The organism is Gramella sp. AN32 (genome assembly GCF_023718305.1).
Classification (GTDB): domain Bacteria; phylum Bacteroidota; class Bacteroidia; order Flavobacteriales; family Flavobacteriaceae; genus Christiangramia; species Christiangramia antarctica.
The window spans coordinates 179,458-202,408 of sequence record NZ_QEYO01000008.1 but is presented as its reverse complement, the minus strand read 5'-3'; the positions used below and the strand labels follow the sequence as shown (position 1 = coordinate 202,408).

Sequence of the window (22,951 nt, the reverse complement as noted above, 5' to 3'; positions counted from 1 at the left end):
ATATGCCTTGCAAGCATCATCATTTGGCAGTTCTTTTATAAAGTTTAGTATACTCTGCCCTTTAAAATCTTCCATAATAGCCGTTTTGTTGATACTAAGTTACAGAACTTAAATGACTAACTCAAAAAATTTAATCTAAATAATTTCCCGAGGCTTTTGCGTCGGGGTCTCCTCTTCATCTCTCCCCAGGGAGAGGTCGGAACTGCTTTTTCGCTCCCGAAAGCTTTCGGGACTGGGTGAGGGGAAATATAATCCCGATAGCTTTCGGGACGGTTTTTGCCCAAAGGCCAAAATAACCCCGATGGCTCTCGGGGGGTGAAACCTGCCAGCCGGCAGGCTGGTACCCCTACGGCTTGCCTCGGGGATAGTCAGTTTAAGAAATTTTTTATTGAAAAAGGCCTTTTTTAAATTCCTTTTTTGAAATAACCGCTTCCTCCGTAAATTGGATAAGTTTGATTTGCGGATTGTTATAAATTTCTACCTTACTATTATCTTTTGCTGAAAGTTCCAAAGTTTCCTTTGCATTTACCTCTACATCACTTTTTTCCGCAGCTACGACAATCGCTTTGATACAGGTTAAGTTATCACCCTGAAAATTTGAATTTCCATTGGCTTTTAGATCAAATTCTTCTATATCACCTTCAATTTGTGCCCCGGCTTTATCTAAAATTTCAACTCTGAAAATAGGGGAATTTACCAGTGCTTCTACATTTGAATTTCCGTTTAGCTGAAAATAAGTTTCATTTGCAGTAACATTCAGTTCATTTTTGGCACCATCGAGATTGATCAGGTTGAATGAATTGGCTTTTAAGGTGATAAAAGCTTTAGAATCATCTCTTGTTTCGAGTTGGAACTCATTCACTTTCAAATCTTCCAACGAAGCCAGTTCTACTTTGTCTGAAATACTGATAAACCTTAAGGTATCAGTATAAGTGATCTCAATTTCCAGGGATTTGGTGCGGTTAAACTCTTTTTTAGCTTTAATATAAAGCGTTCCATTTTTAATTTCAGACTCAATATATTCATGAAGGTTATCATCTGCCTTTACCTCCAACTGGTTATTTCGGCCATTTTTTATACCCACTTCAAATTCACCGGAGATTTCGATGGAATGAAAGGAGTTTAACCTTGTCTTTTCTGTAGAAACATTTCTACTTCCTTTTATTTTATTTTGAGCGGGACAGGCTATCGTGAAAAATAGGAAGATTAGGAGTAATTTTTTTATCATAGTCTTGATATCTAGCTATAAAGATAAAAAAAGCCTCCAATTGGAAGCTTTTCTTTTTTTAGGTTGATTAGGTGTACAATATTTCCTGCCGATTTTCAAGTTTCTGAAAGATCTCAGTTGGTGGCTCAAGAGATTGAAACTGGGCAGTATTTACTGCTTCTTCTATTTCATTCCCAAATGTTGCGCCCATGATTAGGCTGATGATAAGATTGATTAATGCTCCCATAATTAATTATTTGTTCGAACACCGTTGCTATCTGCTGGTGTCGTAGTGTTTATTTTTTGCGATTTCAACTGAGATACAGAATCATTCTGTTGTGGTTGTATTTTCTCATCTTTCACACTGGTATTGAAATCATCTGAAGTATCCCAGTCATCTTCAGGCTCAGCATTATTGTCATCATCCCATTCATCAGAATCTTCGAAACTATCTTCAAAGGTTTCTTCAGGACAGTCTTCGCAAATCGCTTCATCCCCACCAACAATGAGGTAATGTTCCTCCATCCCATAATTCAGAATATCACCATAATGATCGGTATTTCTGTGGAACGAGTTAGTGTTCTCATCAGCAAAAAGCGTCATCCCCTCAGGGACATATACCGTAACCTGAACTTCCTGCTCGCGATATTTATTCTTGGCTTCAGTAGTAAAATAACTATTCAGTAATAATTCATTCCCTACAAAACTAGTTTCATATTTTACATTTTTAGCCCTGCTTCTTGCCTCCTCATAATTTTTCCCTTCTGAAGTTTTTAAAATTTCTATTCTCCCTACAGTATCATGGGTAGATTTCACGATCAAACGCACATCGTTCCCAACAAGTAGCCTTTTGTTATTATCGTCCCCGGCAATTCTGAAATTTGAACTTCTCCAGGTCCTCCCAGTATATTCAGGATTATGCCGCATTCGTATGTATAAGGTGTCTGCTGGTGTTACAGGCAATGCCTCGTTCACCAGAACCTCCCCGTCAAATGCTCTTTGGGTCGCCTGGTTTATTCCAATAATAGATAATCCAATCATAGATAAGATCCACAGTCCCAATAAGGTCATTAAGGCAATCCTACCAAGAGATTTAAGATTTTTAACCAGAATTTTTAATCCTAATACAAAAAGGAAGAAGAATGGAATCCCGATCGCAAAAAACGCAAGCAAAGAAATCAGCCATAACGGTGCCCCGCTATTCACCATGTCTATATAATCTGTCCAGGGTGCATCTACAATTCCAAAAGTTCCCACGGCGAATAAGCCTACGAAAAGTGCTATAAGCATGGCTCCGGAAAATAACAGGATGATGATTCCAATAAATTTAACGATGAGTTTCAGAAAGAATTTTATCACGTCCCCAAGAGTAGTAGCTGCTGAATTTGCACCTTCACTTGCTTTTTGACCATATTTTTTATAGTCTACGCTTTTAACACTATCTGAAACCTCCTGAAAACCCTCACGTATCTTTCTTTCGATATTGCTGATGGTTACCTCCTCTCCGCGCATTGCCAGTTTATCGGCAGTGGTTTTAGCTTCGGGAACAAAAATCCAGAAAGCAATATAGATGAGTAAAAATCCACCACTGGAAAAAATGGTAAGTAAAACCCATAGGATTCTTACCCAAATATTTTCTATTCCCAGATAATGACCAAGTCCTGCGGAAACTCCGCCCACGTAGCCATGTTCGGTATCGCGGTACAATTGTTTCCCGGTAACCTTAGCTCCTTTTCCAACAGGTTCGTCTTCAAAAATTTCCTCGTCCAGCATATAGTCTTCAGGTTGTCCCATGATCGTGATCACTTCTTCTACTTCCTTGATACTGATGACCTGACGGTTGTTGGCGATCTTTTCATTAAATAATTCAGCAATTCGTGCTTCAATATCTGCAATGATCTCGTCCTGACCCTGCGTATTTGAAAATGAACGTCTAACCGCATCCAGATATCGCTGAAGTTTGGCATATGCATCTTCGTCTATATGAAAGAAAATGCCAGCAAGATTTATATTAACTGTCTTATTCATGATTTTTCTTTTTTTGTATGGTTACAACATTTACTGCGGTTTGTAACTCTTCCCAGGTTACAGTAAGTTCTTTTAAGAATATTTTGCCAGTTTCGGTGAGGCCATAATATTTTCTTGGTGGCCCACTTGTAGATTCTTCCCAGCGATAATTGAGAAGCCCCGCGTTTTTAAGCCTGGTAAGCAAAGGATAAATAGTCCCTTCTACCACCAGCAACTTTGCATCTTTTAAGGTTTCCAGGATTTCTGCCACGTAGGCATCTTCATCCCGGAGCACCGAAAGAATACAATATTCCAGTACGCCCTTTCGCATTTGGGCCTTTGTATTTTCAATCTTCATAGTGTTTGATTTTGTGTGGAATTAAACTGTTCATTTCTTGATTGATTAAATTGATGATTAGTGATGATATTTTTAAATATTTAGATGCTTTCAACATTGGAGTCGTATTTATTTTCTTCGGAATTTAATTTTTTATCCGGGCTCCCCAGAAAGTTGATGGTAATTGGAAATTTATAATCCTCCCCATCACTCGCTTTGATGGCTGCATTGATGACTGCAAAAAGTTCTAAAACAAAGAGCCCGAAAAGCAGCAGCCCTACAATGATCATAACCATGATAAAAGGAAATGCTGCGGAAAATTCATCAAAGCGCACATGATCCTGATTAAAATAAAAGCTATCATTATGGCTAAATTTAAATCCGAAGAACAAAGCGGCGAAGATTCCCAGGCAGATGATAAGGACCATGTAAAGAAAGGTGCTTATCTGAAAATTCAAAGCATTTCGCCCGTGGCGATCAATAAACGGATCCTCCTTTCTTCCCAACCATAGAAGCATGGGGAAAATGAAATTCCCAAAGGGAATAAAGTATTTGCTAAAGACCGATAGATGCATTGCGGCAGCAAAAGTTGTGTTTTGATTGGTGTTTTCCTGATGATTATTCATGATTGATTTTTGATTGATATTAGATAACCTATTAGAGTCTTATGCAAATATATATCTAAAAGAAGGTATTATGCAAAACAAAGTACTAAAATTTAACAAAAAATTAAGATTAAAGAAGTTAGAGATTATTGGTACTTTTAGCTAATAAATCATATTCAACAAGACCTATGAAGCTTTCTCCCTCAAAATTAAATTCCTTTTTAATGCTAAAACTTCCCAGTGCCTGGTTATGTGGGGTAAGGGTGAAACATATAGATAAAACTCAGTGTGAAGTCACCGTAAAGCATTGGTGGATCAATCAGAATCCATTTAATTCAATGTATTTCGCAGTGCAGGCAATGGCGGCGGAATTGAGTACAGGTGCCCTTGTAATGAACGAAATTCAAAAACACGATGTAAAAATTTCTATGCTGGTTGCCCAGAATAAATCGGTTTTTTCAAAAAAAGCAACCGGAAGGATTACTTTTAATTGTTACGATGGGCAGGCAATTTCCGCAGCAGTGCATGAAACAATCAGAACTGGTGAAGGGGTAACGCTTTGGATGAAATCTGTAGGAGTGAATGAAGAAGTGGTACAGGTTTCTCTTTTTGATTTTGAATGGACGGTGAGACGAAAGTGATTTAATGTACCAATGTACCAATGTACCAATTTGAAAATTTGGCAATTTGAGAATGAATAATTTGAAACTTAGAACTTAGAACTTAGAGCTGTAAACTTGAAACATAGCAACCCCCAACCTAAAAAACATTTAACTTTAGAACTTTTAAACTTTAAACTCACAAACCTTTAAACCCACACAAAAATGAATGCACACGAAATAGATTATCAAATTTACGGCGAAGAAATGCAATACGTCGAAATAGAACTGGATCCACATGAAGCCGTTATTGCTGAAGCCGGGAATTTTATGATGATGGATAATGGGATTAAAATGGATACTATTTTTGGGGATGGTTCCAAGCAGGATGAAGGTTTTTTGGGTAAAGTGCTGGGAGCGGGTAAAAGATTGCTTACGGGAGAAAGTTTGTTTATGACCATTTTTTCAAATGAACTTACCGGAAAGAAGCGTATAAGTTTTGCCAGCCCATATCCCGGAAAAATTATTCCGATTGATCTAACCAGATTCAATGGAAAATTTATTTGCCAGAAGGATGCGTTTCTCTGTGCTGCAAAAGGGGTTTCTATTGGGATCGAATTCAGCAAAAAGTTGGGGAGAGGATTTTTTGGAGGTGAAGGCTTTATTATGCAAAAAGTTGAAGGTGATGGGATGGCCTTTGTCCATGCCGGAGGAACGATGGCCCGAAAGGAGCTGGCCCCTGGCGAAAAATTGAAAGTAGACACGGGCTGTATCATTGGGTTTACCCAAACCGTTGATTATGATATTGAATTTGTGGGAGGAATAAGAAATACAATTTTTGGGGGTGAAGGATTATTTTTTGCCACACTTACGGGACCGGGTGAGGTTTACATACAATCTTTGCCATTTAGCCGCCTGGCCAGTAGAATTCACCAGGCAGCCCCACAACATGGGGGAAAAGATAAAGGTGAAGGCAGTTTACTGGGAGGGTTAGGTGATATTTTAGATGGTGATAACAGATTTTAACCCTGTTAAAATTCTTTTTTTTAAGAAGTGTTTAATTATTTTCCCTAACTTAGGGATACCATAAAAATATTTAACGCCTATATCTGAAAATTACTCATTATTATCAATTTAGTGCTAACCTAAAATTTCAAATTATGGCGAGAGCGATGTTTGAATACACCAAGACGATACTTGACAAAGTGAGTTTTGATGCAAACTTGTTCTGTAAAGAAGTTAAAAAGGCTATTCAAAGATTACTTCCTCATGAAATAGAGGAATTAAAGGTTTGGATTTTCTCTTTGATCAAACAGAATCCCGATTTAAATAAATGTTTAACAATTTTAAACACATAAGAACAGCGGCCTGATGGCCGCTTTCTTTTTATTCTTTATTCTTATTGATAGGGCTAATGATCTTTACATTCTGAAAAGCTATAGCACCCTTCACTACCCCTGCAATAGTAGAACGCAGGGCTTCAATAATCTGGATTTTTAATTCACTGCGGTTATAAATTAGGCTTACTTCCCTGGCCGGGACAGGATCTTTAAACATCCTTAATTTAGACTTTTCAGGTTCTTTAAGATCCAGGGTATGTAAGTAGGGAAGAAGGGTCATACCCAATCCTTCATTCGCTAGTTTTACCAAAGTTTCGAAACTTCCGCTTTCAAGCTGTAACTGGTCTGTATCATATTCCCGGGATGATTTGCAAAGGTTTAGAATTCCGTCTTTAAAGCAATGACCGTCTTCCAATAAAAGCATATCATCAATATTAAGATCGTCTACTTCAATCTTACTAAGTTTACTGAGAGGATTATTATCAGGGATATAAGCAACAAAAGGTTCATAATATAAAGCGGTTTCTTTTATACTTTCAACTTCTAAAGGCGTTGCGGCAATCGCTGCGTCTAAGTGCCCTTCTTTTAGTTTTTCCAGAATGGCTTCAGTATGTAATTCTTCAATTTTAAGTTTTACTTTCGGATATTTTTTCAGAAAATTCCCAATAAACATGGGTAATAAGGTTGGCATCACTGTAGGAATGACTCCAAGACGAAAAACACCTCCAATAAATCCTTTTTGTTGATCTACAATATCCTTGATCCGGTCGCTTTCATTTACAATATTCCTGGCCTGTTTTACGATCTTTTCACCAACTTCAGTTAACTGAATGGGTTTTTTGGTTCGGTCGAAAATAGTGATTTCCAATTCTTCTTCCAGTTTTTGTATTTGCATACTTAGTGTAGGCTGGGTAACAAAAACTTTCTGGGCGGCTCTGGTGAAATTTTTATGTTCAGCTACGGCAAGCACGTAGTGAAGTTGGGTAATGGTCATAATCTAATATTTGAGAAACAAATTTATTAGTTTTTTCTATTAAAATTAAATTTTAAGTTGTTTTTATCTATGAAAAAACCTTCTGATTAACGTTTTGACCGTTAAAGGATTTTTTGATTTATGCTTATATGTTTAGACACCTAACATAAGTTTTTGTCACCTTAGCGCAGTCGAAAGGTCAAACAAAAACGTCTCGACTTGAGCCTGTTTGAGCGAAGTCGAAATGCTCGCTGTGACAGTTTTTAGTCATGATTTACCTGTTAGGTGCTTTAACGGAAAACATTTTGATTTTTATCAAATGTAGTAGTGTTCCAGATTATAAAAAGATCTCACTGAATTGCCCATAATGAAAGCTGAATTGTATTTTAAATAAGTCCGCGTGCTTTGATTTCAAGGTATTTATTGATCGCGTTCACGCTAAGGTCCTTTGGTTTTGTAAGCAGGGTGTTGATGCCGTTTTGCTGCAATTCTTTTTGCATCAGGAGTTTATCGTGCATAAATTGTTCTGCAAGCGTTTGGCGGGCGCCTTCAGCTACAGAAGCTATCTGTATATTGGTTATTTTAGAAACTTCAGTATTTTCAAAAAAGATAACCACCAGTAAATGGCTTTTCGCGATTGCCTTTAAATAGGGGAGTTGCCGCTTTAATCCGGAAAGATGTTCAAAATTAGTGTAAAGCATGATGAGACTACGATGCGGGATCATTTTGCGCATTCTTCCGTAGAGCATACCAAAATCACTGTCCTCATAGTCTGTATTAATATTGTACAGATTTTCCATAAGTTTATTAAGCTGACTCAACCTGGAACTGGCTTTTTGCAAAACTTCAATTTCCTTTGAAAATGAAACAAGGCCAATTTTATCCTTTTTTCTCAGCGCTACGTTAGAGAATGCCAACGCACTGTTAATGGCATAATCCAGCAGGCTAAGCCCTTCAAAAGGCATTTTCATCACCCTACCGGAATCTATGATCGAGTAAACCGGCTGGGCGCGCTCATCCTGAAACTGGTTGATCATCAAATTTCCATGTTTTGCTGTCGCTTTCCAGTTAATCGTGCGCACATCGTCCCCACGAACATAATCTTTGATCTGTTCAAATTCCATGGTATGGCCAATCCTTCTGATCTTTTTTATTCCGGGCATGGAAATTTTTTGATCCAGGGCCAGGAAGTCGAGTTTTCGCATTTGGATAAAAGAGGGATACACTTTTACCAACTGATCCTTATTGAAAACAAACCTTCTTCTTACCAGTTTTAGGATGCTGGTTGCGAAAATGTTGAGGTTTCCAAAATAATATTCTCCACGGTCATAAGGTTTTAGATAATAATTGAAAACTTCAGAACTATGGGCGGGAATAAGAAATTTCTTCAGAAAATCCCTTTTCTGAAATTGAATCGGGATCTCATCGATCACTTCTATAAAAAGCTTAAACCTGAAGTTATTTTTAATGGTGATACGAACTTCATTTTCATCAGAATTTGAAAATTTTTCAGGTAAAAGGCGGTTTCCGGTAATTGCAGATTTGGAGTACAACATTGAAATTTCAGCAAGCACCAAAATGCAAACTATTGCAGTTAAGATCCACGTGATGCTATACATCCATTCAATCCAGAAGGAAGCTAAAAACAGCAATGCTATCCCAAAAAGGATATAATAAAAGCGCCTGCCAAAATATAAGGATCGAATAAATTTTATCACTATCGTGGAATTTCAACAGATTGCGAGATCATTTCTACCACGCTTGCCGTGGTCATACCTTCCATTTCACGATCTGGCGCGAGGATAATACGATGCGCCAGTACCGGTTTTAGGGAATTCTTAATGTCTTCAGGGATCACAAAATCCCGCCCGTTGATCGCCGCAAAAGATTTGGCGGCATTCATTACCGCAATTGACGCTCTGGGGCTGGCACCTAAATAAAGATGCGGGTGGTTCCTGGTTTTATGAATAATTTCAGCGATATAATTGAGCAGTTTTTCTTCTACACGAATTTCATAGATCTGGTCTTTTAATTCCTGTAATTGCGCGGGGCTCAAGACCGGCTTTATTTCAGCTTCGGGCAATTTACCCTTGCGTTCATGATGGCTTTTTAAAATTTTCACTTCATCTTCCATTTTTGGATAACCCACTTCAATTTTAAATAAAAATCGGTCGAGTTGAGCTTCGGGCAGGGCATAGGTGCCTTCCTGCTCAATAGGATTTTGTGTGGCCAAAACCATGAAAGGCGGCGGCATTTTATGCATGTTGCCATCGATAGTCACCTGTCTTTCCTCCATCACTTCAAATAATGCGGCCTGTGTTTTCGCCGGGGCACGATTTATTTCATCAATCAGGATAATATTTGAAAAAATGGGCCCGGGCCTGAATTCAAAATCGGCAGTTTTTGCATTGAATATAGAAGTTCCCAACACATCACTGGGCATAAGATCTGGCGTAAATTGAATTCTGCTAAAATCTGTTTCCAGACATTTCGCAAATAATTTAGCGGTGATGGTTTTGGCAATCCCGGGCACACCTTCAATAAGAACATGACCGTTTGAAAGCAATCCAACGATAAGCAATTCCACAAAATTCTCCTGGCCAATGATCACCTGGGACAATTGTTCCTTTAATTCTTCTACTGAATTTTTTAAAGCATCCAGCGGAATTCTATTTGTAAAATTTAAATGATTTTCCTGATTGCTATTTTCCTGATTTTCCATTCTTTAGCTTGTATGAATTGATTTTTTGAGTTAACTCTAAAAATTCTGTTTTGGAGTTTATATTTTTATTTTGAAACCTTGAAATATATATGAATAATGCTTTGGTATCTTCATAAGAATTTTCACTTTTCGTAGCAAGATCTTTTAATCCCTGATCATCATTTTCGTCCAGATTTATTCGATACTGGGTACGGATATATTCCTGAAATAACTGAATTTTTTTATTCCCCAAATCTGAAAATTTCTTTTCCTCAAGGTATAAATTTGAAACCGTATCTATAAAATCGTAAGACTTGTTCTGTAAAGGTTCCACCACAGGAATGGCACGTTGTTTCCGTTTCCCTTCAAATAATATAAAAATTCCGGAAGCGATGAGCACAAAATAATAAGCCCATTTTAAGGCACGGTTATTCAGCAAAATAAATAAGGGAGAGGTGAAATAACTTTTCCCGGACTTATAGTAAGCGTCCCAAAAAATAGGTTTTTGTTTTACATAGCTTAAAACCCTGGCTGCATATTTTGGATGCCCCTCTTTTAATAGAAAATAATTACTGAACGCCTGGGGTGTGGCATGTAAATAAATAGTACCCTCACCAAACTGGGTTTTGATGAAATTCACTTCTTCTTTTTCTGCGGAAAAGCTGGCAGTTCCCAGAATGGTTTGGTTTAAAGTATCGATTTCTGAAAAATAAACCCCGGGCAAATCCTGATCAAATAACAGGTTTTCGGTGAATTTTAAAGCGGGATTTACCAGATTCACTGAAGGTCTCGAAGTAAACCCATCTTCAGCAACAATGGTGCTTTCCATGGATATTTTTAAGGTATCCTGAAGCAGCGATCCAAAATGATATGCGGAGATAAAAAGATCATTTCCTCTGGAAACCCACTCCAACAGGTCATCTAATTCATCTTTATCGTAGGCCACATAATCATTCAGAAAAAAGTATGTGCCGGCAAGGCTTGAATCCTGCAAAAATTCATAAGGTGGAATTTTCACTTCCTGAAATTCTTCGGAATTCTGATCTTTATAAAGATCATAAAATACGTATGCACCTAAAGGAATTTTATCAGAAGAAGTGTAGCTGGGGTTCCAGTTTAAAGGTTCAGGTTCTGAAGCTTCCAGGTAGACCAGTGAAATTACCAGTAACAAGAACAAACCAAATGCTATTTTATAGGTTTTGTTCATTTACAGGTTGCTTAAATTTTGATCCATTTTTTCAAAACCTTTTAAAGCGATTTGAAAATCCTTTTCGGTCACCTCAAAACTACCGTACCAAATGTATTCATACCAGCGGGTGATCTCGATAAATTGTTTTTTTAATTCCGGTTTTAAAATTTCGCCGGCATAATCCCGATTGGTCTTTTGAAACTGGTAATCGATCAATTTTAATCGATCAAGTTTTCGAAGCTCATTGAGATAATAATAACGAACCGCTTCCCGAAATTGGCCATTTTCGATCGCCTGTTTTATGAGATTAGGAAGGTCTTCATGCTTCACCAATTCTTCTTCTTTAGAAATAAAAACTTCACTGCGCTTTTGCTGATTCAAAATTTTAGAACCCGGATTAAGTTTATTAAAAAGCCAGATTATGAAAACCAACAGTAGAAAAATCAGAAGATAAGGTAGCACGGCGATTAGAAATTTTACAAATGCAATGGGCTCATAATCTCCAAAAAGCCAACTTTGAAAACGGTTCCACTGCATATTTACCCAGCGTTTAAAACGCGTCCACCAGTTATCTTTCACTTCCACCTCTTTATAGACCAGCTCCCCATCCTGAAGGTATTCTTTGATTTTTTCTTCGGAAAATTCGGCAGGTGCAAGGTTCTCGGTTTTATCAAAAATCAGCTTTTTTGGTTCAGCAATAGAATCAGTATTCTGGGAAATACCAACACCTGAAATGAATAAAAAAAAATAAAGGACCAGCTGCTTCAAATTAGTCTCTTTTGCCCAGATTATCAATGCTTTCGTAAGTTCCGGTGAAGTTCTTTATTTCATTCAGGTTAAAATATATCAATGAAAAACCTATGGGTAAAATTGCATAAATAATGTATTGGATCACCGTACTAATAACGCTTAGGATCACATAGCCGGTTCCGAAGAAACTGCCGGGATCTGCTGCGCTCATCTGGTCTAAAGAGGTGAATATTTTAAAGATGTAGTAAATGATAATTGGAATTTGAAATACCAGGCCCACTAAATAAATAATAATACCAATACAAAGCATCGCGGCAAAGGTCATCCACCATTCCCCTTTTATTAATTTAAAGGCGGTAGAAATACTGTCGAAAACCCCTTTTCTTTCAAAAACCATAACCGCTGCAGCCAGGCTAAGGGGCACAGCAAGATAAATTCCTGTCACCACTAAAAAGAAAAGTCCAATAAATACCATGATCCAGGAAATAAAGGTGAGCAGGATCAATTTTCCAAAATCCTGTTTCATCCCGGAAGTCACTTCAGAAGAAATGATCTCACCCGCATTGTTAGCGTACGATTGTACGATATGGTAGATCGTTCCGCTCATTACCGCCACATAGATCATATAAGTTAGTAACAGCAATCCTAACGAAATGAAAAAACCGGAATTCTCGGTAGTTTGGGTAAATATAGAAACATCTATAGCGGTATAGGAGTAAAAGGCCACCGCGGCTATTAAAAGCACGAATATGGGCCCCACAACCTTTAACATGATAAGGGAAGAAGTTTTAAAGTTTTCCCGAACAAATTTAAAAGTGGTGCTAATGATCTCACCAATATCTCTTTGTTTTCTAATTTTAATAGGAACCTGATTCATTTATGGATTTTTGATGCAAATAATGTGGATAAAAAACATAGTAGCCTAAAATAGCGGCCAGCGATAAGGAAATTATGCTAATGGCAAGCCAGTCTGGCATTTCGGTAATACGGGTTACAAAACCTTCCAGAAATCCCGCGATGATAAAAAAAGGAATGGTGCTAATTACCACTTTTAATCCATTTTTTACGCCCATGGTAAATGATTTTAATCGCGAATAGGTTCCCGGAAATAAGATGCTTTTTCCCACAATAAGTCCTGCGCAACCGGCAATAATAATCACCGAAATTTCAATTGTTCCATGAATCCAGATGGTTCTGGCAGACTCCCAGAATAATCCTTTATCATAGAAGAAATATTGAAAACTTCCCAGCATGACCGCATTCTGCATCAGCAGGAAAACAGTTCCAAAACCGGCAAGAATTCCGAGTGAAAATGCCAGAAGGGAAACTTTTATGTTATTGATGGTGATTCCCAGAAACATGTCCAGTTCTACCATTTCTTTATAAACAGCCATGGGATCGCCATTTTCAATATTTTCCAAAGTCATGTTCACATAAGCGTCGCCCAGAATAGAACGCACAAAAGCTGAATCTGTCGCGGAACTGTAAGCACCAACCAAACAAAAAAGAGCAAAAATAAGAAAGCTTAACAATAACTGTTTTTGATATTTATAAAACTGAAGTGGAAACTCTTTTGTGTAAAAACTAATAAACCGGTTTCCCGATTCCTTTTTAGAGCGATATAATTTTTGATGAAACTGGGAAGTTATGCCATTTAAATAGGTGGTCGTATTGCTCTGGGCATAATGCGACTTACTATAACTTAAATCATCACTGAGTTCCACATAGACTTTTGAAATTTCTTCAGGAGAGATCACAACATTTTGCAGGCTATTTTCATACTTAATCCATTTATCTTTATTTTGCCGTACAAATGCAGCTTCGCGCATGTTCAAATTTATTCTAGCTCAAAGAAACATATTTCATGGATAATTTTCAAATTGAAACGGCTCAAAATATAAGTATTCAACAGAATGTTGCGGGGATAGGTGATCGCATCCTGGGATTTATTGTAGATGGGGTCATTATTGTAGGTTATATGATCTTCGCCGGACTGGTTCTGGCAGGCACTAATTTAGATAAAGGAGGGGAGTGGATGTATTATTTGATCCTGGGATTACCGCCTTTCTTATATTATTTATTATGGGAAACTTTTTGGGATGGAAGGACACCAGGTAAAGCGGCTTTAAAGACCAGAGTGGTAAAATTGGATGGGACACGGCCCCGCTTTTCAAACTACCTGATAAGATGGCTTTTGCGCTTTGTGGATATCAGTTTAACCAGTGGCGGAGTTGCGGTAGTGACCATATTGCTGAATGGCAAGGGACAGCGGCTTGGGGATCTGGCGGCAAGTACCACAGTAATATCTGAAAAAAGGAACATTGGACTGAGTCACACTTTAGCCGTGGATATCCCGGAAAATTACCAACCTAAATATCCCCAGGTAACGGTGCTAAGCGATATGGATATACAAACGATCAAGAATCTTTATCTACAAGCGAGAAGAACGGGCCAGCATCATGTAATTCTTTCACTCTCTAAAAAAGTTTCTGATTTGATGGATGTAAAATTTGAAGAAAAGCCCATGGTTTTTGTGCAAAGGGTGATTAACGATTATAATTATTATACCCAACGATAATTTTATTGTATCTCTTTTTGAGGTGCTAAGATGACTTTTGGTCATCCTGAGACCCCTGAAAAAATTTTTCTAGCGTAGGAAATTAATGTATTTTTTAGTATATCTTATAAGATGCTGAAACAAGTTCAGCATGATGACAATTCTAAAAACCAGCATTTTTACCCTGAACTGGTTTCAGGGTCTCTCTAATACCTAACCAAATAAAACACGTCAATGCTAGTGCATTCAAAGGATAGTTTAAAGAGGCTCATAAATGATTAAAATAATGGAATTGAACTATTTGTAAATTCCCGAGTATGAAGGTTTAATCTAAATTATTTCAAAATCTCTATATCAATTTCCACATTATTCACGGGCCATTCACTTTGACCGGTTTTCACTTCTGAAATCTTTTCAGCAACATCCATCCCGCTTATCACTCTTCCAAATACGGTATGTTCGTTGTCGATATGTGGAGTTCCTTCCGGATCCATCACTATAAAGAATTCAAAAGGTGAAGAAGCCTTGCTCACATTCTGTTCTACATATTTTGCTGCGGAAAATGCTCCGTAAACATGTTTATGCCCGGCCTCTGTTTCGCTTGGAATAAGATAACGGCCCACATCACCACGCATGGAAGCAGTTAATTGATTATCTGAATTACCTCCCTGAATTACAAATCCCGGTGCAACCCTATGAAAAAAGGTATTGTTGAAATAGCCATTTTTCACCAGCATGATAAAATTGGCGCGGTGTAATGGCGTATCCCTAAATAATTCTACATCAATATTGCCAAAAGAAGTTTTAATTCGCACCCTGTTTTCAGGATTCTCCTGGCCAAATTTGGTAAGGAACGGTATTAACTCTTCCTGGGCGATAGGAAACATAGGATTATTTTCAAGTGCAGAACCTCTATTTTTCTGCGCCATTTGCTCTTTTCTTACTTTAAATAAACTATCGCGGTATTGCTGGATGGAATCCTCTGTCGCCTGTTTTTTAAGCTCTTCAGTGCTTAAGTTGGGATGATTTTTATCTGAAGATGATTGCTTATCTTCACAACTTGCAAAAACGGCAATAGACAATAGGATTAAGAAGTAAAATTTTCTAAACATGAAATTTGAAATTTTTCTAAAACAGATTTCAAAGTTAAAAAAAATGCCGCTTCCCGGCGTAGAAGCACAGGCAAAACTCGCTCCTTTAATGCGTCTTGAAGAACTCTCCAATATCAATATGGAGGAGCTTAATCCGCAGGAAGCAGGGGTAATGGCAGTTTTTTATCCAAATTTTAACGGAGATACTTTTTTAGTATTGATTCTTCGGAAAACATACCAAGGCGTGCATTCCAATCAGGTTGGTTTTCCCGGGGGCAGGGTGGAACCTGGAGATCGGGATCTTGAAGCTACTGCCCTGAGGGAAACTCAAGAAGAAGTGGGCATCCCGGTAGAAGCTATTGAAGTTATAAAAAAGATGACGCGATTGTATATCCCCCCATCTAATTTTTGGGTACAGCCTTACGTTGGTATTCTTCAGAAAACACCAGTATTAATCGCACAGGATACTGAAGTGGAGAAAATCCTGGAAGTAGACCTGGAGGACTTTTTACAGGAAAAAAATGTGGTAAGCCACAAATTAAATACCTCGTATGCTCAAAATATAGATGTGCCCGCATATCTTCTAAATGAACAAATTGTTTGGGGGGCAACAGCCATGATGCTGGCTGAAATACGTGAAATGCTAGCCAAAATTTGATGAATTGGAATGACTATCTTAGTGAATTGTTTAATCTGAAATCTAACTGAAACCGATCCATGGGATTATTCAAACGAAATCCATTTGGCCATTATCTCTATCTAAAAAAATGCCTGATCCGTATTTTTGGGGTTTTAACCCATCGCCGATATCGCGGGTTTAATGAGCTCCAAATAGAAGGCTCTGAAATCATTAATAATCTGCCGAATACAAATGTTTTATTTGTTTCCAACCACCAGACTTATTTTGCAGATGTTACTGCCATGTTCCATGTTTTCAATGCCAGTTTAAGCGGCAGGGTAGATAGTATCAAAAACGTAGGCTACATCTGGAACCCCAAGTTGAATATTTATTATGTTGCCGCGAAAGAAACCATGAAGGCCGGTTTATTAACGCGAATCATGGCTTATGCCGGAGCGATAACAGTAGAAAGGACCTGGAGGGCCAAAGGGCAGGATGTACAACGTGATGTAAATCCCAATGATACTGAAAATATTAAAATAGCTTTAGATGATGGCTGGGTGATCACCTTTCCGCAGGGTACTACCAAGCCTTTTAAGCCTATTCGGAAAGGAACTGCGCATATCATTAAAAATCATCGGCCTGTGGTAATTCCCATTGTGATCGATGGTTTCCGCAGATCTTTTGATAAAAAAGGATTGCGTATTAAGAAAAGAGGGATTCTACAAAGCTTTCAAATTAAAGAACCCCTGGAATTTGATTATGAAAATGACAGTATTGAGGATATTGTAAATAAGCTGGAATATGCTATCGAACAGCATCCTTCTTTTCTTAAAGTGATCCCAGGTGAGGAGATACTGGCGATGGAAGATCTTAACGAACAACGTCGCTGGAGTTATGATGAAAAAAACCGTAAAACCGATTATTAATGCATCTCCAGTTTTTTTAATTCTTTAAAGTTTTTGTTAAGCCGCTTCAGTAAAATCCCGTACAGCAAACGATAAAAAAGCCAGAGGATCCCTAATAAAATAGCAACCGAAAGGAGCATGATTCCGAAGAAAATAAGCCATTGCGTGGTATCGAAAGCCATATTTTTTTCAACCTGAGGAACGGCAGTTTCCGCATGATTTTTCAGGATCATCCAGATGGTAACTATAAAAACGACAACGCTGGAGATCAAAACATAGCCTATATACAACTTCACTGTTTTTCGCGTTTTCAGGATAGTTTTCATCAGTTTTGAAGCATTGTCTGTAGCTGAAATTTTTCGATAATTCTGATAAAACCTGAAGATAAAAAAGAAGGTGATGAGGTAGCTGATCACATACACCCAAATATTAAATTCCTTTAGGTGATATTTTTCCATATCTGCCCAGTAGTCCTTATCGGCGAAGATAATATTCAGGATAACCCCGAATAAAAATTCGCCGATGCTTATAATAAATATCCATTTTACAATGGATGAACTGCGCTTCCACAGCATTTTATAAATTTGGTCGTAGGTAAGATGAGGCAGGCTTTCTTCCTGCTTCTTCCAATCCTTCTTTAATAGATCTAAATCATCCATATTCACTAAGGATTTATAATACTTTTAAGTTTGGTCTTTATTCTGTTCATTTTTACCCGCGCGTTCACTTCGCTTATTCCCAATGTATCTGAAATTTCTGAATAATTCTTATCCTCGAGATATAAAAATATCAGGGCTTTATCAATATCATTCAACTGCCTGATGGCATCATACATCAATTTCAAATTCTGTTCAATGGTATCATCATAACCTTCTGCTTTAATACGAAAAAAGACGCTGTCAAAATCCTGCGTTCTAATACTTTTCTTCTTTTTTCGATACAGGGTGATCGCCGTATTTAAGGCGACCCGGTACATCCATGTGCTAAATTTAGAGTCGCCCCTAAATTTTGGATAGGCTTTCCAGAGCTGAATTGTAATCTCCTGAAACAGGTCATTATGTGAGTCCTGATCATTCGTATAAATCCTGCATATTTTATGAGCAATATTCTGGTGTTTCTCCAGATTGGTCACAAATTGATGTTCTAACTCTTTGTTCACTAAACTAATGGTTGGCTGGTTATAAGTATGCGATTAAGAAATCTTGTTACAAAAATCTTTAATATATAGTTAATCGCCTATGTAATCCTAGCATAAATGGTAATTTTGATTAAAACCAGCTAATTATGAATATCCCAAAATCTGAATATCCCAGAGTTGTGGTGATTGGAGGCGGGTTTGCCGGCATGGCACTCGCCAAAAAACTGCTTAAAGAAAAGATCCAGCTAGTTTTACTGGATCGTCATAACTACCATACCTTTCAACCCTTATTATATCAGGTAAGTACTTCTGGTCTTGAACCAGATTCCATTGCATTTCCCCTTAGAAAAATTACCAGTAATTCAGCGAATAGTTATTTTAGACTGGCTGAAGTGAAGAATATTTCAGCGGAAACCAGCACGATAACTGCCAATATCGGTGAGATCACTTATGATTACCTTGTTATAGCCACTGGTTCCAAGACCAATTTCTTCGGAAATAAAAGCATCGAAGAAAACGGGATTTGGATGAAAACAGTTCCCCAGGCCCTGAATATTCGCAGTTTGATCCTGGAAAATCTGGAACAGGCCACTATCACAGATGATCCCGAGAAGAGGAAAGCTTTATTGAATTTTGTCCTTGCCGGGGCGGGACCTACCGGAGTCGAACTTAGTGGCGCTATTGCAGAGTTGAAAAATAATATAGTCCCTAAGGATTATCCAGATCTTAATCCAGACGAGATGAATATTCATCTTCTAGAAGGAATGGATCGGGTGTTGCCCCCCATGAGCGAAAAAGCTTCCAAAGCTGCAAAGAGATTTCTGGAAGAACTGGGTGTGAAGATCCACCTGAATACTATGGTAGAAAACTATGATGGCCATGTGGTCACCACCAATACCGATCTTAAAATAAAAGCTGAAACATTTATATGGTCTGCCGGGGTTACCGGGGCTCCTGTAAAAGGTTTAAATGCCTCTGCCATAGTGGAAAAGGCAAATAGATATGATGTAAATGAATTTAATCAGGTACTGGGATATAAGAATATTTTTGCCATAGGTGACATAGCCTTGATGAAGACTGAAAAATTTCCCAAAGGCCTACCTATGGTGGCACAACCGGCAATTCAGCAGGGGAAACAACTTGGTAAAAATCTTCCCCGATTGATAAAAGGAGAAAAAATGGAAGCCTTTAGCTATTTTGATAAAGGCACTATGGCCACGGTAGGAAGGAACCGTGCGGTCGTAGATCTTGGAAAATGGAAATTCTCGGGATTTTTTGCCTGGTTTGTATGGATGTTCGTGCACCTTTGGTTTCTTATTGGTTTTAGGAACAGAATTATCACATTTTTTAACTGGACCTATAACTATATCAATTTTGATAAAGCCGCCAGGCTGATTATTCGGCCTTTTAAAGGGCAGGAGGATACCATGAGTTTAGAAAAGGATAAGGTTTAACATTGAATATTGCATTGCGGATGACGGAAGCTGGAAAAAAGATATTTATAATTTCGATTAACCTGAGACACACATTTCAAGAATTTTTTAATCAACTTCCAGACTCCAACTATCCTATCTGTTCTCTTTAATCATCTTATTATAATCTGATGCCAGCGAGGTTTTTTGTTTTTCGGTTAATGCTTTTCCTGCCATTTGGAAAACTTCATGTTCTTCTTCATCCAAATGATGAATTAACTGATGCTCGAGATCTTTGGCAATTTTCAACCAATTCGAAGCATCCATTTCCACATCTTCCAGTTTTTCCACTAATTCATCCATTTCATGATGTTCAGCCACACTGTGCCGGGCTTTATCCTGCGTGGAATCCTTTTCCATTAATGGAATATAAAAATGACGCTCTTCGGCATCTTCATGAATTTTGAGTTCGTGTTTAAGTTGTTCGAATAACTTCTTTCTTTCTTCAGTTTTACCTTCTGTTTTAATAAGTTTATCGATAAGCTCTCGTTGAATTTCGTGTTCCTGCCTTAAAGCTTCAAAAATGGTCATAATTTAAAAGTTTGATTGGCCTTAAAGTTATCGATTTTCTTTGAACTCACCTTATTTTGTTGCAGCCTTACAATGATTTTTAGTGAAATTGTATAGAAACTCAATTCAACCCAAAAATATAACAGTTGGGTAATTTAGAATTTTAAGGTTAGTGACATTAACGCAACTTTGAAGTATTAAAATTGAACATAATGAATGCAATACTTATTTTGTTGCTCATGCTGATGCAATCTATCCTGGGAAAAAGCCTCGATTACACTGAAATTTCAGATAAGGAAAATTTTAATGTAATTTCAATTACGGAATGCTTTGAGATGGAACCTGTTAAAACCAACTTTAAATGAAGGTCTTAAAAATTTTATTTCTGGAATTAGGAAAAGCATTCCTGGTTGGTAATGCGATTTTTGCTGTTTTTTTGGTTATCTATTTTGTCCAGGGGGCGCATCTATCATTCGATGAAAAAATGTGGGAAGGTTACCTGGTAAACCTTTCTTACAGTATGTCTATCTACCTGGTAAATGCATTCATGTTCATTTACTTCTCTTTTAGGTTTAAAAAAGAGTTTTTTAAACCTAAAAATCTGGGTATAACGATAACTCTGTCCATTTTTTTAAGTTTGGCAACTATCTTTCTAATACGATTTCTTTGGGCTTATAAGAATGAAGGTTGGAACCTTGCTCAATTTGTACAATCTGAGGAAATTTCCTTTTACTATGTTTCCCTTGTAATTACAATTGTTACCGGCGGTATTTTTTATATAGTGAATTTTTATAAACATCGCCAACAGAACAAAGTAAAAGCAAGCCAGATTATAGCGGGCGCAGCTTCAGCTCAATATGAGTCGTTAAAAAATCAGCTGGATCCTCATTTTCTTTTTAATAGTTTAAATGTGCTAAGTTCGCTGATAGAAGAAAATCCTTCTAAGGCGCAAAAATTCACCACTAATCTTTCCAAGGTTTACCGGTACGTTTTGGAACAAAAAAGTAAGGAACTGGTAAGCCTTGAGGAAGAATTAAAATTTGCCAGAACTTACGCTGAACTATTAAAAATGAGGTTTGAAGATGGTTTGGTTTTTAACCTTCCCACCCAAATAAATAATCCGGAGGCGAAGGTCGCTCCTTTAGCCCTTCAGTTATTACTGGAAAATGCTATTAAGCATAATCGGGTAGGAGAGAAAACGCCACTTATTATTACTATAATTGAAGATAAGGATTTACTGATTATAGAAAATAATCTTCAGGTCAAGGAAAACCTGAAAGAAGGGAGTGGTGTAGGATTGAGGAATATAACGGAGCGTTACAAGATTTTGACAGACAGGACCGTGGAGATTATCAAATCAAATACATCATTTAAAGTAACCTTGCCTTTGCTTACCCAGCTTATCGAATCCAGCAAACACAATAATTTTGCAGAATTTCAAAATACAGAATCCAGAATTTATTCAAGGGTCAAAAAACAAGTACGTCTAGAAAAGGAATTTCATGGAAACCTTATTTCTTATATTATAATTATACCATTTTTGGCATTGGTCAACTATGTAACGGTAGATTTCCCCTGGGTGTTATTTCCCATGTTTGGATGGGGAATAGGCCTGTTTTTTCACGCCATGACTGTTTACGAATGGAACCCTTTGTTTTCAAAGGAGTGGGAAGAAAAAAAGATTCGGCAAATAATGAAAAAAATGAACAATCAAGAAAATCAATAAAATGGAGAATAACCAGCAATCTTATGAAAAAGCTCGCGAAAAAGTAAAGGCTTTAAAAGAATTCTATGGTCATTTTTTTAGTTTTACCATAGTGAATCTCTTTCTTGCAGCGGTAAACTATTACACGAATGAATGGGCATATGCCTGGTTCCTCTGGGTAACTTTTAGTTGGGGAATAGGTTTGATCTTTAATGCGCTTAAGGTATTTGAATTAAATCCTTTTTATAACCGTGATTGGGAAGAACGAAAGATCAAGGAATATATGGAAAAAGAAAAATCCCAACGCTGGAGGTAAATTATGAGAGTAATCATTATTGAAGATGAAAAACCCGCCGCAAGAAGGTTACAGCGTATGCTGGATAGGCGTGGACGCGATGTAAAAATCCTTTTACATTCTGTTGAAGAATCTATAAGTTGGCTAAAAAGCAATCCTGCTCCAGATCTTATTTTTCTTGACATTCAACTTAGCGACGGGATATCTTTTGAAATTTTTGAGCATGTTCAGGTAGATAGCGCGATCATATTTACTACCGCTTATGATGAATATGCCCTGAAAGCATTTAAACTGAATAGCATTGATTACCTCCTTAAACCAATTGATGAAGAGGAACTCAATGCGGCAATCACCAAATTTGAACATCGCCGGACTTCTTCCGAAGAAATTGACCTGGGTAAATTACGTAGCCTGATCAAACTGAGTTCCAGTCCCGTTTATAAAAACCGATTTACCACCCAGGTGGGCCAACATTTAAAATTTATAGAAAGCAGTTGCATTTGTTGTTTCTATTCTGAAAATAAAGGCACTTATATAAGAACAAATGAAGGAAAAAATCTACCACTGGATATTTCTTTGGAAAATCTGGAACCCGATCTTGATCCTAAGAAATTTTACCGGATCAATAGAAAAACTATCATTAACCTGGCCTATGTTCTGGATATTATCTCCTTTACTAATTCCCGTTTAGAAATCAAATTGAGAAATTTTGATGATTTCCAATTGATCGTAAGCCGTGAAAAAGTCAAAGATTTTAAAGAATGGCTGGCTAATGGTTAAAATCGAATATTAATCTCCCAGCAAGTCTCGCATTCTTGCAAACCATAGAATGCTTCTTAGTGTTAAAATCAAACAATTTAAAACCGGCTAAAACGTATACTCGTATATCTTGATAGAAATACGCTTAGTATTGTTAAATTTCGAATTGACAAGATTAGAAATTTGAGT

At 37.4% G+C, this 22,951-nt stretch carries 27 protein-coding genes; 11 read left to right on the top strand and 16 right to left on the bottom strand.

Annotated features, from left to right (window positions below):
• Nucleotides 1-385: 385 nt before the first annotated feature.
• The 5 genes from DHD80_RS11295 to DHD80_RS11275 all read right to left on the bottom strand — a co-directional run bounded on the left by DHD80_RS11295 (nucleotide 386) and on the right by DHD80_RS11275 (nucleotide 4,177).
• Nucleotides 386-1,228, bottom strand: a complete 843-nt coding sequence (locus DHD80_RS11295) for a DUF2807 domain-containing protein (protein ID WP_251741285.1) — start codon at nucleotides 1,226-1,228, stop codon at nucleotides 386-388.
• A 67-nt stretch (nucleotides 1,229-1,295) separates the two neighbouring features.
• A complete protein-coding gene (locus DHD80_RS11290) occupies nucleotides 1,296-1,454 on the bottom strand; it encodes a hypothetical protein (protein WP_251741284.1) in 159 nt (52 codons plus the stop codon).
• A gap of 2 nt (nucleotides 1,455-1,456) precedes the next feature.
• Nucleotides 1,457-3,235: a PspC domain-containing protein gene (locus tag DHD80_RS11285; protein ID WP_251741283.1), complete on the bottom strand. Its 1,779-nt coding sequence runs from the start codon at nucleotides 3,233-3,235 to the stop codon at nucleotides 1,457-1,459.
• Entirely contained in the window at nucleotides 3,228-3,572 is a 345-nt protein-coding gene (locus DHD80_RS11280) for a PadR family transcriptional regulator (RefSeq protein WP_251741282.1), read from the bottom strand. The genes DHD80_RS11285 and DHD80_RS11280 overlap by 8 nt, the downstream gene beginning before the upstream one ends.
• An 80-nt stretch (nucleotides 3,573-3,652) precedes the next feature.
• Nucleotides 3,653-4,177, bottom strand: a complete 525-nt coding sequence (locus tag DHD80_RS11275; RefSeq protein WP_251741281.1) for a DUF4870 domain-containing protein — start codon at nucleotides 4,175-4,177, stop codon at nucleotides 3,653-3,655.
• Nucleotides 4,178-4,344: 167 nt separating this feature from the next.
• Here DHD80_RS11275 and DHD80_RS11270 point away from each other — a divergent pair, with 167 nt between their 5' ends.
• The 3 genes from DHD80_RS11270 (at nucleotide 4,345) to DHD80_RS11260 (ending at nucleotide 6,113) form a co-directional block, all read left to right on the top strand.
• Nucleotides 4,345-4,797, top strand: a complete 453-nt coding sequence (locus DHD80_RS11270; RefSeq protein ID WP_251741280.1) for a DUF4442 domain-containing protein — start codon at nucleotides 4,345-4,347, stop codon at nucleotides 4,795-4,797.
• Between the two features lie 183 nt (nucleotides 4,798-4,980).
• Nucleotides 4,981-5,781, top strand: coding sequence for a TIGR00266 family protein (locus DHD80_RS11265; protein ID WP_251741279.1), 801 nt, complete (start codon nucleotides 4,981-4,983; stop codon nucleotides 5,779-5,781).
• A 134-nt stretch (nucleotides 5,782-5,915) separates the two neighbouring features.
• A complete protein-coding gene (locus DHD80_RS11260; protein WP_251741278.1) occupies nucleotides 5,916-6,113 on the top strand; it encodes a hypothetical protein in 198 nt (65 codons plus the stop codon).
• Nucleotides 6,114-6,141: 28 nt separating this feature from the next.
• Here DHD80_RS11260 and DHD80_RS11255 read toward each other — a convergent pair whose 3' ends face one another.
• From DHD80_RS11255 to DHD80_RS11225, 7 genes are all read right to left on the bottom strand, one after another.
• Nucleotides 6,142-7,089, bottom strand: coding sequence for a hydrogen peroxide-inducible genes activator (locus DHD80_RS11255; RefSeq protein WP_251741277.1), 948 nt, complete (start codon nucleotides 7,087-7,089; stop codon nucleotides 6,142-6,144).
• 365 nt (nucleotides 7,090-7,454) lie between these two features.
• A complete protein-coding gene (locus tag DHD80_RS11250) occupies nucleotides 7,455-8,786 on the bottom strand; it encodes a DUF58 domain-containing protein (RefSeq protein WP_251741276.1) in 1,332 nt (443 codons plus the stop codon).
• Entirely contained in the window at nucleotides 8,786-9,790 is a 1,005-nt protein-coding gene (locus tag DHD80_RS11245) for a MoxR family ATPase (protein WP_251741275.1), read from the bottom strand. Before DHD80_RS11245 ends, DHD80_RS11250 begins: the two co-directional genes overlap by 1 nt.
• Nucleotides 9,771-10,976, bottom strand: a complete 1,206-nt coding sequence (locus DHD80_RS11240; RefSeq protein ID WP_251741274.1) for a DUF4350 domain-containing protein — start codon at nucleotides 10,974-10,976, stop codon at nucleotides 9,771-9,773. Before DHD80_RS11240 ends, DHD80_RS11245 begins: the two co-directional genes overlap by 20 nt.
• Entirely contained in the window at nucleotides 10,977-11,726 is a 750-nt protein-coding gene (locus DHD80_RS11235; RefSeq protein ID WP_251741273.1) for a DUF4129 domain-containing protein, read from the bottom strand.
• 1 nt (nucleotide 11,727) lies between these two features.
• Nucleotides 11,728-12,585, bottom strand: a complete 858-nt coding sequence (locus DHD80_RS11230) for a hypothetical protein (protein ID WP_251741272.1) — start codon at nucleotides 12,583-12,585, stop codon at nucleotides 11,728-11,730.
• The gene (locus DHD80_RS11225; protein ID WP_251741271.1) at nucleotides 12,566-13,537 is read right to left on the bottom strand and encodes a stage II sporulation protein M; all 972 of its coding nucleotides are present in this window, start codon (nucleotides 13,535-13,537) and stop codon (nucleotides 12,566-12,568) included. Before DHD80_RS11225 ends, DHD80_RS11230 begins: the two co-directional genes overlap by 20 nt.
• 35 nt (nucleotides 13,538-13,572) lie before the next feature.
• Here DHD80_RS11225 and DHD80_RS11220 point away from each other — a divergent pair, with 35 nt between their 5' ends.
• A complete protein-coding gene (locus DHD80_RS11220) occupies nucleotides 13,573-14,286 on the top strand; it encodes an RDD family protein (protein WP_251741270.1) in 714 nt (237 codons plus the stop codon).
• 314 nt (nucleotides 14,287-14,600) lie between these two features.
• On the opposite strand, the gene DHD80_RS11215 is transcribed toward DHD80_RS11220, so the two are convergent.
• The gene (locus DHD80_RS11215) at nucleotides 14,601-15,377 is read right to left on the bottom strand and encodes a peptidylprolyl isomerase (RefSeq protein WP_251741269.1); all 777 of its coding nucleotides are present in this window, start codon (nucleotides 15,375-15,377) and stop codon (nucleotides 14,601-14,603) included.
• Here DHD80_RS11215 and DHD80_RS11210 point away from each other — a divergent pair.
• Both DHD80_RS11210 and DHD80_RS11205 read left to right on the top strand, forming a co-directional pair.
• A complete protein-coding gene (locus tag DHD80_RS11210) occupies nucleotides 15,376-16,014 on the top strand; it encodes a CoA pyrophosphatase (protein WP_251741268.1) in 639 nt (212 codons plus the stop codon). The two genes, DHD80_RS11215 and DHD80_RS11210, sit on opposite strands and share 2 nt — an antisense overlap.
• Before the next feature lie 59 nt (nucleotides 16,015-16,073).
• Entirely contained in the window at nucleotides 16,074-16,904 is an 831-nt protein-coding gene (locus tag DHD80_RS11205; RefSeq protein WP_251741267.1) for a lysophospholipid acyltransferase family protein, read from the top strand.
• On the opposite strand, the gene DHD80_RS11200 is transcribed toward DHD80_RS11205, so the two are convergent.
• Nucleotides 16,901-17,542 carry a hypothetical protein gene (locus DHD80_RS11200; RefSeq protein WP_251741266.1) on the bottom strand — a complete coding sequence of 214 codons (642 nt, stop codon included), beginning with the start codon at nucleotides 17,540-17,542 and terminating at the stop codon, nucleotides 16,901-16,903. The two genes, DHD80_RS11205 and DHD80_RS11200, sit on opposite strands and share 4 nt — an antisense overlap.
• Before the next feature lie 5 nt (nucleotides 17,543-17,547).
• On the bottom strand, nucleotides 17,548-18,042 hold the full coding sequence (locus DHD80_RS11195; RefSeq protein WP_251741265.1) for a sigma-70 family RNA polymerase sigma factor: 495 nt from the start codon (nucleotides 18,040-18,042) through the stop codon (nucleotides 17,548-17,550).
• 125 nt (nucleotides 18,043-18,167) lie between these two features.
• On the opposite strand from DHD80_RS11195, the gene DHD80_RS11190 reads away from it, so the two are divergent.
• Complete coding sequence (locus DHD80_RS11190; RefSeq protein ID WP_251741264.1) at nucleotides 18,168-19,475, top strand: NAD(P)/FAD-dependent oxidoreductase; 1,308 nt, start codon at nucleotides 18,168-18,170, stop codon at nucleotides 19,473-19,475.
• A gap of 114 nt (nucleotides 19,476-19,589) precedes the next feature.
• Here the strand turns inward: DHD80_RS11190 and DHD80_RS11185 are convergent, their stop codons facing one another.
• Nucleotides 19,590-20,024 (bottom strand): hemerythrin domain-containing protein, encoded by a 435-nt coding sequence (locus DHD80_RS11185; RefSeq protein WP_251741263.1) that lies wholly within the window; start codon nucleotides 20,022-20,024, stop codon nucleotides 19,590-19,592.
• Nucleotides 20,025-20,215: 191 nt separating this feature from the next.
• On the opposite strand from DHD80_RS11185, the gene DHD80_RS11180 reads away from it, so the two are divergent.
• The 4 genes from DHD80_RS11180 to DHD80_RS11165 are packed head-to-tail and all read left to right on the top strand — an operon-like array spanning nucleotide 20,216 to nucleotide 22,783.
• A complete protein-coding gene (locus tag DHD80_RS11180; RefSeq protein ID WP_251741262.1) occupies nucleotides 20,216-20,368 on the top strand; it encodes a hypothetical protein in 153 nt (50 codons plus the stop codon).
• On the top strand, nucleotides 20,365-21,729 hold the full coding sequence (locus DHD80_RS11175; RefSeq protein WP_251741261.1) for a histidine kinase: 1,365 nt from the start codon (nucleotides 20,365-20,367) through the stop codon (nucleotides 21,727-21,729). The genes DHD80_RS11180 and DHD80_RS11175 overlap by 4 nt, the downstream gene beginning before the upstream one ends.
• 1 nt (nucleotide 21,730) lies before the next feature.
• Nucleotides 21,731-22,024 (top strand): 2TM domain-containing protein, encoded by a 294-nt coding sequence (locus tag DHD80_RS11170; protein WP_251741260.1) that lies wholly within the window; start codon nucleotides 21,731-21,733, stop codon nucleotides 22,022-22,024.
• 3 nt (nucleotides 22,025-22,027) lie between these two features.
• Nucleotides 22,028-22,783, top strand: a complete 756-nt coding sequence (locus DHD80_RS11165) for a LytTR family DNA-binding domain-containing protein (protein WP_251741259.1) — start codon at nucleotides 22,028-22,030, stop codon at nucleotides 22,781-22,783.
• Nucleotides 22,784-22,951 lie beyond the last annotated feature (168 nt).

Bases quoted from the DNA above. Each gene is read 5' to 3' on its own strand.
- DHD80_RS11220 (WP_251741270.1), top strand. From the start codon at position 13,573: ATGGATAATTTTCAAATTGAAACGGCTCAAAATATAAGTATTCAACAG.
- DHD80_RS11170 (WP_251741260.1), top strand. From the start codon at position 21,731: ATGGAGAATAACCAGCAATCTTATGAAAAAGCTCGCGAAAAAGTAAAG.
- DHD80_RS11200 (WP_251741266.1), bottom strand. From the start codon at position 17,542: ATGGATGATTTAGATCTATTAAAGAAGGATTGGAAGAAGCAGGAAGAA.
- DHD80_RS11185 (WP_251741263.1), bottom strand. From the start codon at position 20,024: ATGACCATTTTTGAAGCTTTAAGGCAGGAACACGAAATTCAACGAGAG.
- DHD80_RS11230 (WP_251741272.1), bottom strand. From the start codon at position 12,585: ATGAATCAGGTTCCTATTAAAATTAGAAAACAAAGAGATATTGGTGAG.
- DHD80_RS11270 (WP_251741280.1), top strand. From the start codon at position 4,345: ATGAAGCTTTCTCCCTCAAAATTAAATTCCTTTTTAATGCTAAAACTT.
- DHD80_RS11260 (WP_251741278.1), top strand. From the start codon at position 5,916: ATGGCGAGAGCGATGTTTGAATACACCAAGACGATACTTGACAAAGTG.
- DHD80_RS11175 (WP_251741261.1), top strand. From the start codon at position 20,365: ATGAAGGTCTTAAAAATTTTATTTCTGGAATTAGGAAAAGCATTCCTG.
- DHD80_RS11215 (WP_251741269.1), bottom strand. From the start codon at position 15,377: ATGTTTAGAAAATTTTACTTCTTAATCCTATTGTCTATTGCCGTTTTT.
- DHD80_RS11255 (WP_251741277.1), bottom strand. From the start codon at position 7,089: ATGACCATTACCCAACTTCACTACGTGCTTGCCGTAGCTGAACATAAA.
- DHD80_RS11165 (WP_251741259.1), top strand. From the start codon at position 22,028: ATGAGAGTAATCATTATTGAAGATGAAAAACCCGCCGCAAGAAGGTTA.
- DHD80_RS11240 (WP_251741274.1), bottom strand. From the start codon at position 10,976: ATGAACAAAACCTATAAAATAGCATTTGGTTTGTTCTTGTTACTGGTA.
- DHD80_RS11245 (WP_251741275.1), bottom strand. From the start codon at position 9,790: ATGGAAAATCAGGAAAATAGCAATCAGGAAAATCATTTAAATTTTACA.
- DHD80_RS11275 (WP_251741281.1), bottom strand. From the start codon at position 4,177: ATGAATAATCATCAGGAAAACACCAATCAAAACACAACTTTTGCTGCC.
- DHD80_RS11285 (WP_251741283.1), bottom strand. From the start codon at position 3,235: ATGAATAAGACAGTTAATATAAATCTTGCTGGCATTTTCTTTCATATA.
- DHD80_RS11190 (WP_251741264.1), top strand. From the start codon at position 18,168: ATGAATATCCCAAAATCTGAATATCCCAGAGTTGTGGTGATTGGAGGC.
- DHD80_RS11290 (WP_251741284.1), bottom strand. From the start codon at position 1,454: ATGGGAGCATTAATCAATCTTATCATCAGCCTAATCATGGGCGCAACA.
- DHD80_RS11205 (WP_251741267.1), top strand. From the start codon at position 16,074: ATGGGATTATTCAAACGAAATCCATTTGGCCATTATCTCTATCTAAAA.
- DHD80_RS11280 (WP_251741282.1), bottom strand. From the start codon at position 3,572: ATGAAGATTGAAAATACAAAGGCCCAAATGCGAAAGGGCGTACTGGAA.
- DHD80_RS11210 (WP_251741268.1), top strand. From the start codon at position 15,376: ATGAAATTTGAAATTTTTCTAAAACAGATTTCAAAGTTAAAAAAAATG.
- DHD80_RS11295 (WP_251741285.1), bottom strand. From the start codon at position 1,228: ATGATAAAAAAATTACTCCTAATCTTCCTATTTTTCACGATAGCCTGT.
- DHD80_RS11180 (WP_251741262.1), top strand. From the start codon at position 20,216: ATGAATGCAATACTTATTTTGTTGCTCATGCTGATGCAATCTATCCTG.
- DHD80_RS11225 (WP_251741271.1), bottom strand. From the start codon at position 13,537: ATGCGCGAAGCTGCATTTGTACGGCAAAATAAAGATAAATGGATTAAG.
- DHD80_RS11265 (WP_251741279.1), top strand. From the start codon at position 4,981: ATGAATGCACACGAAATAGATTATCAAATTTACGGCGAAGAAATGCAA.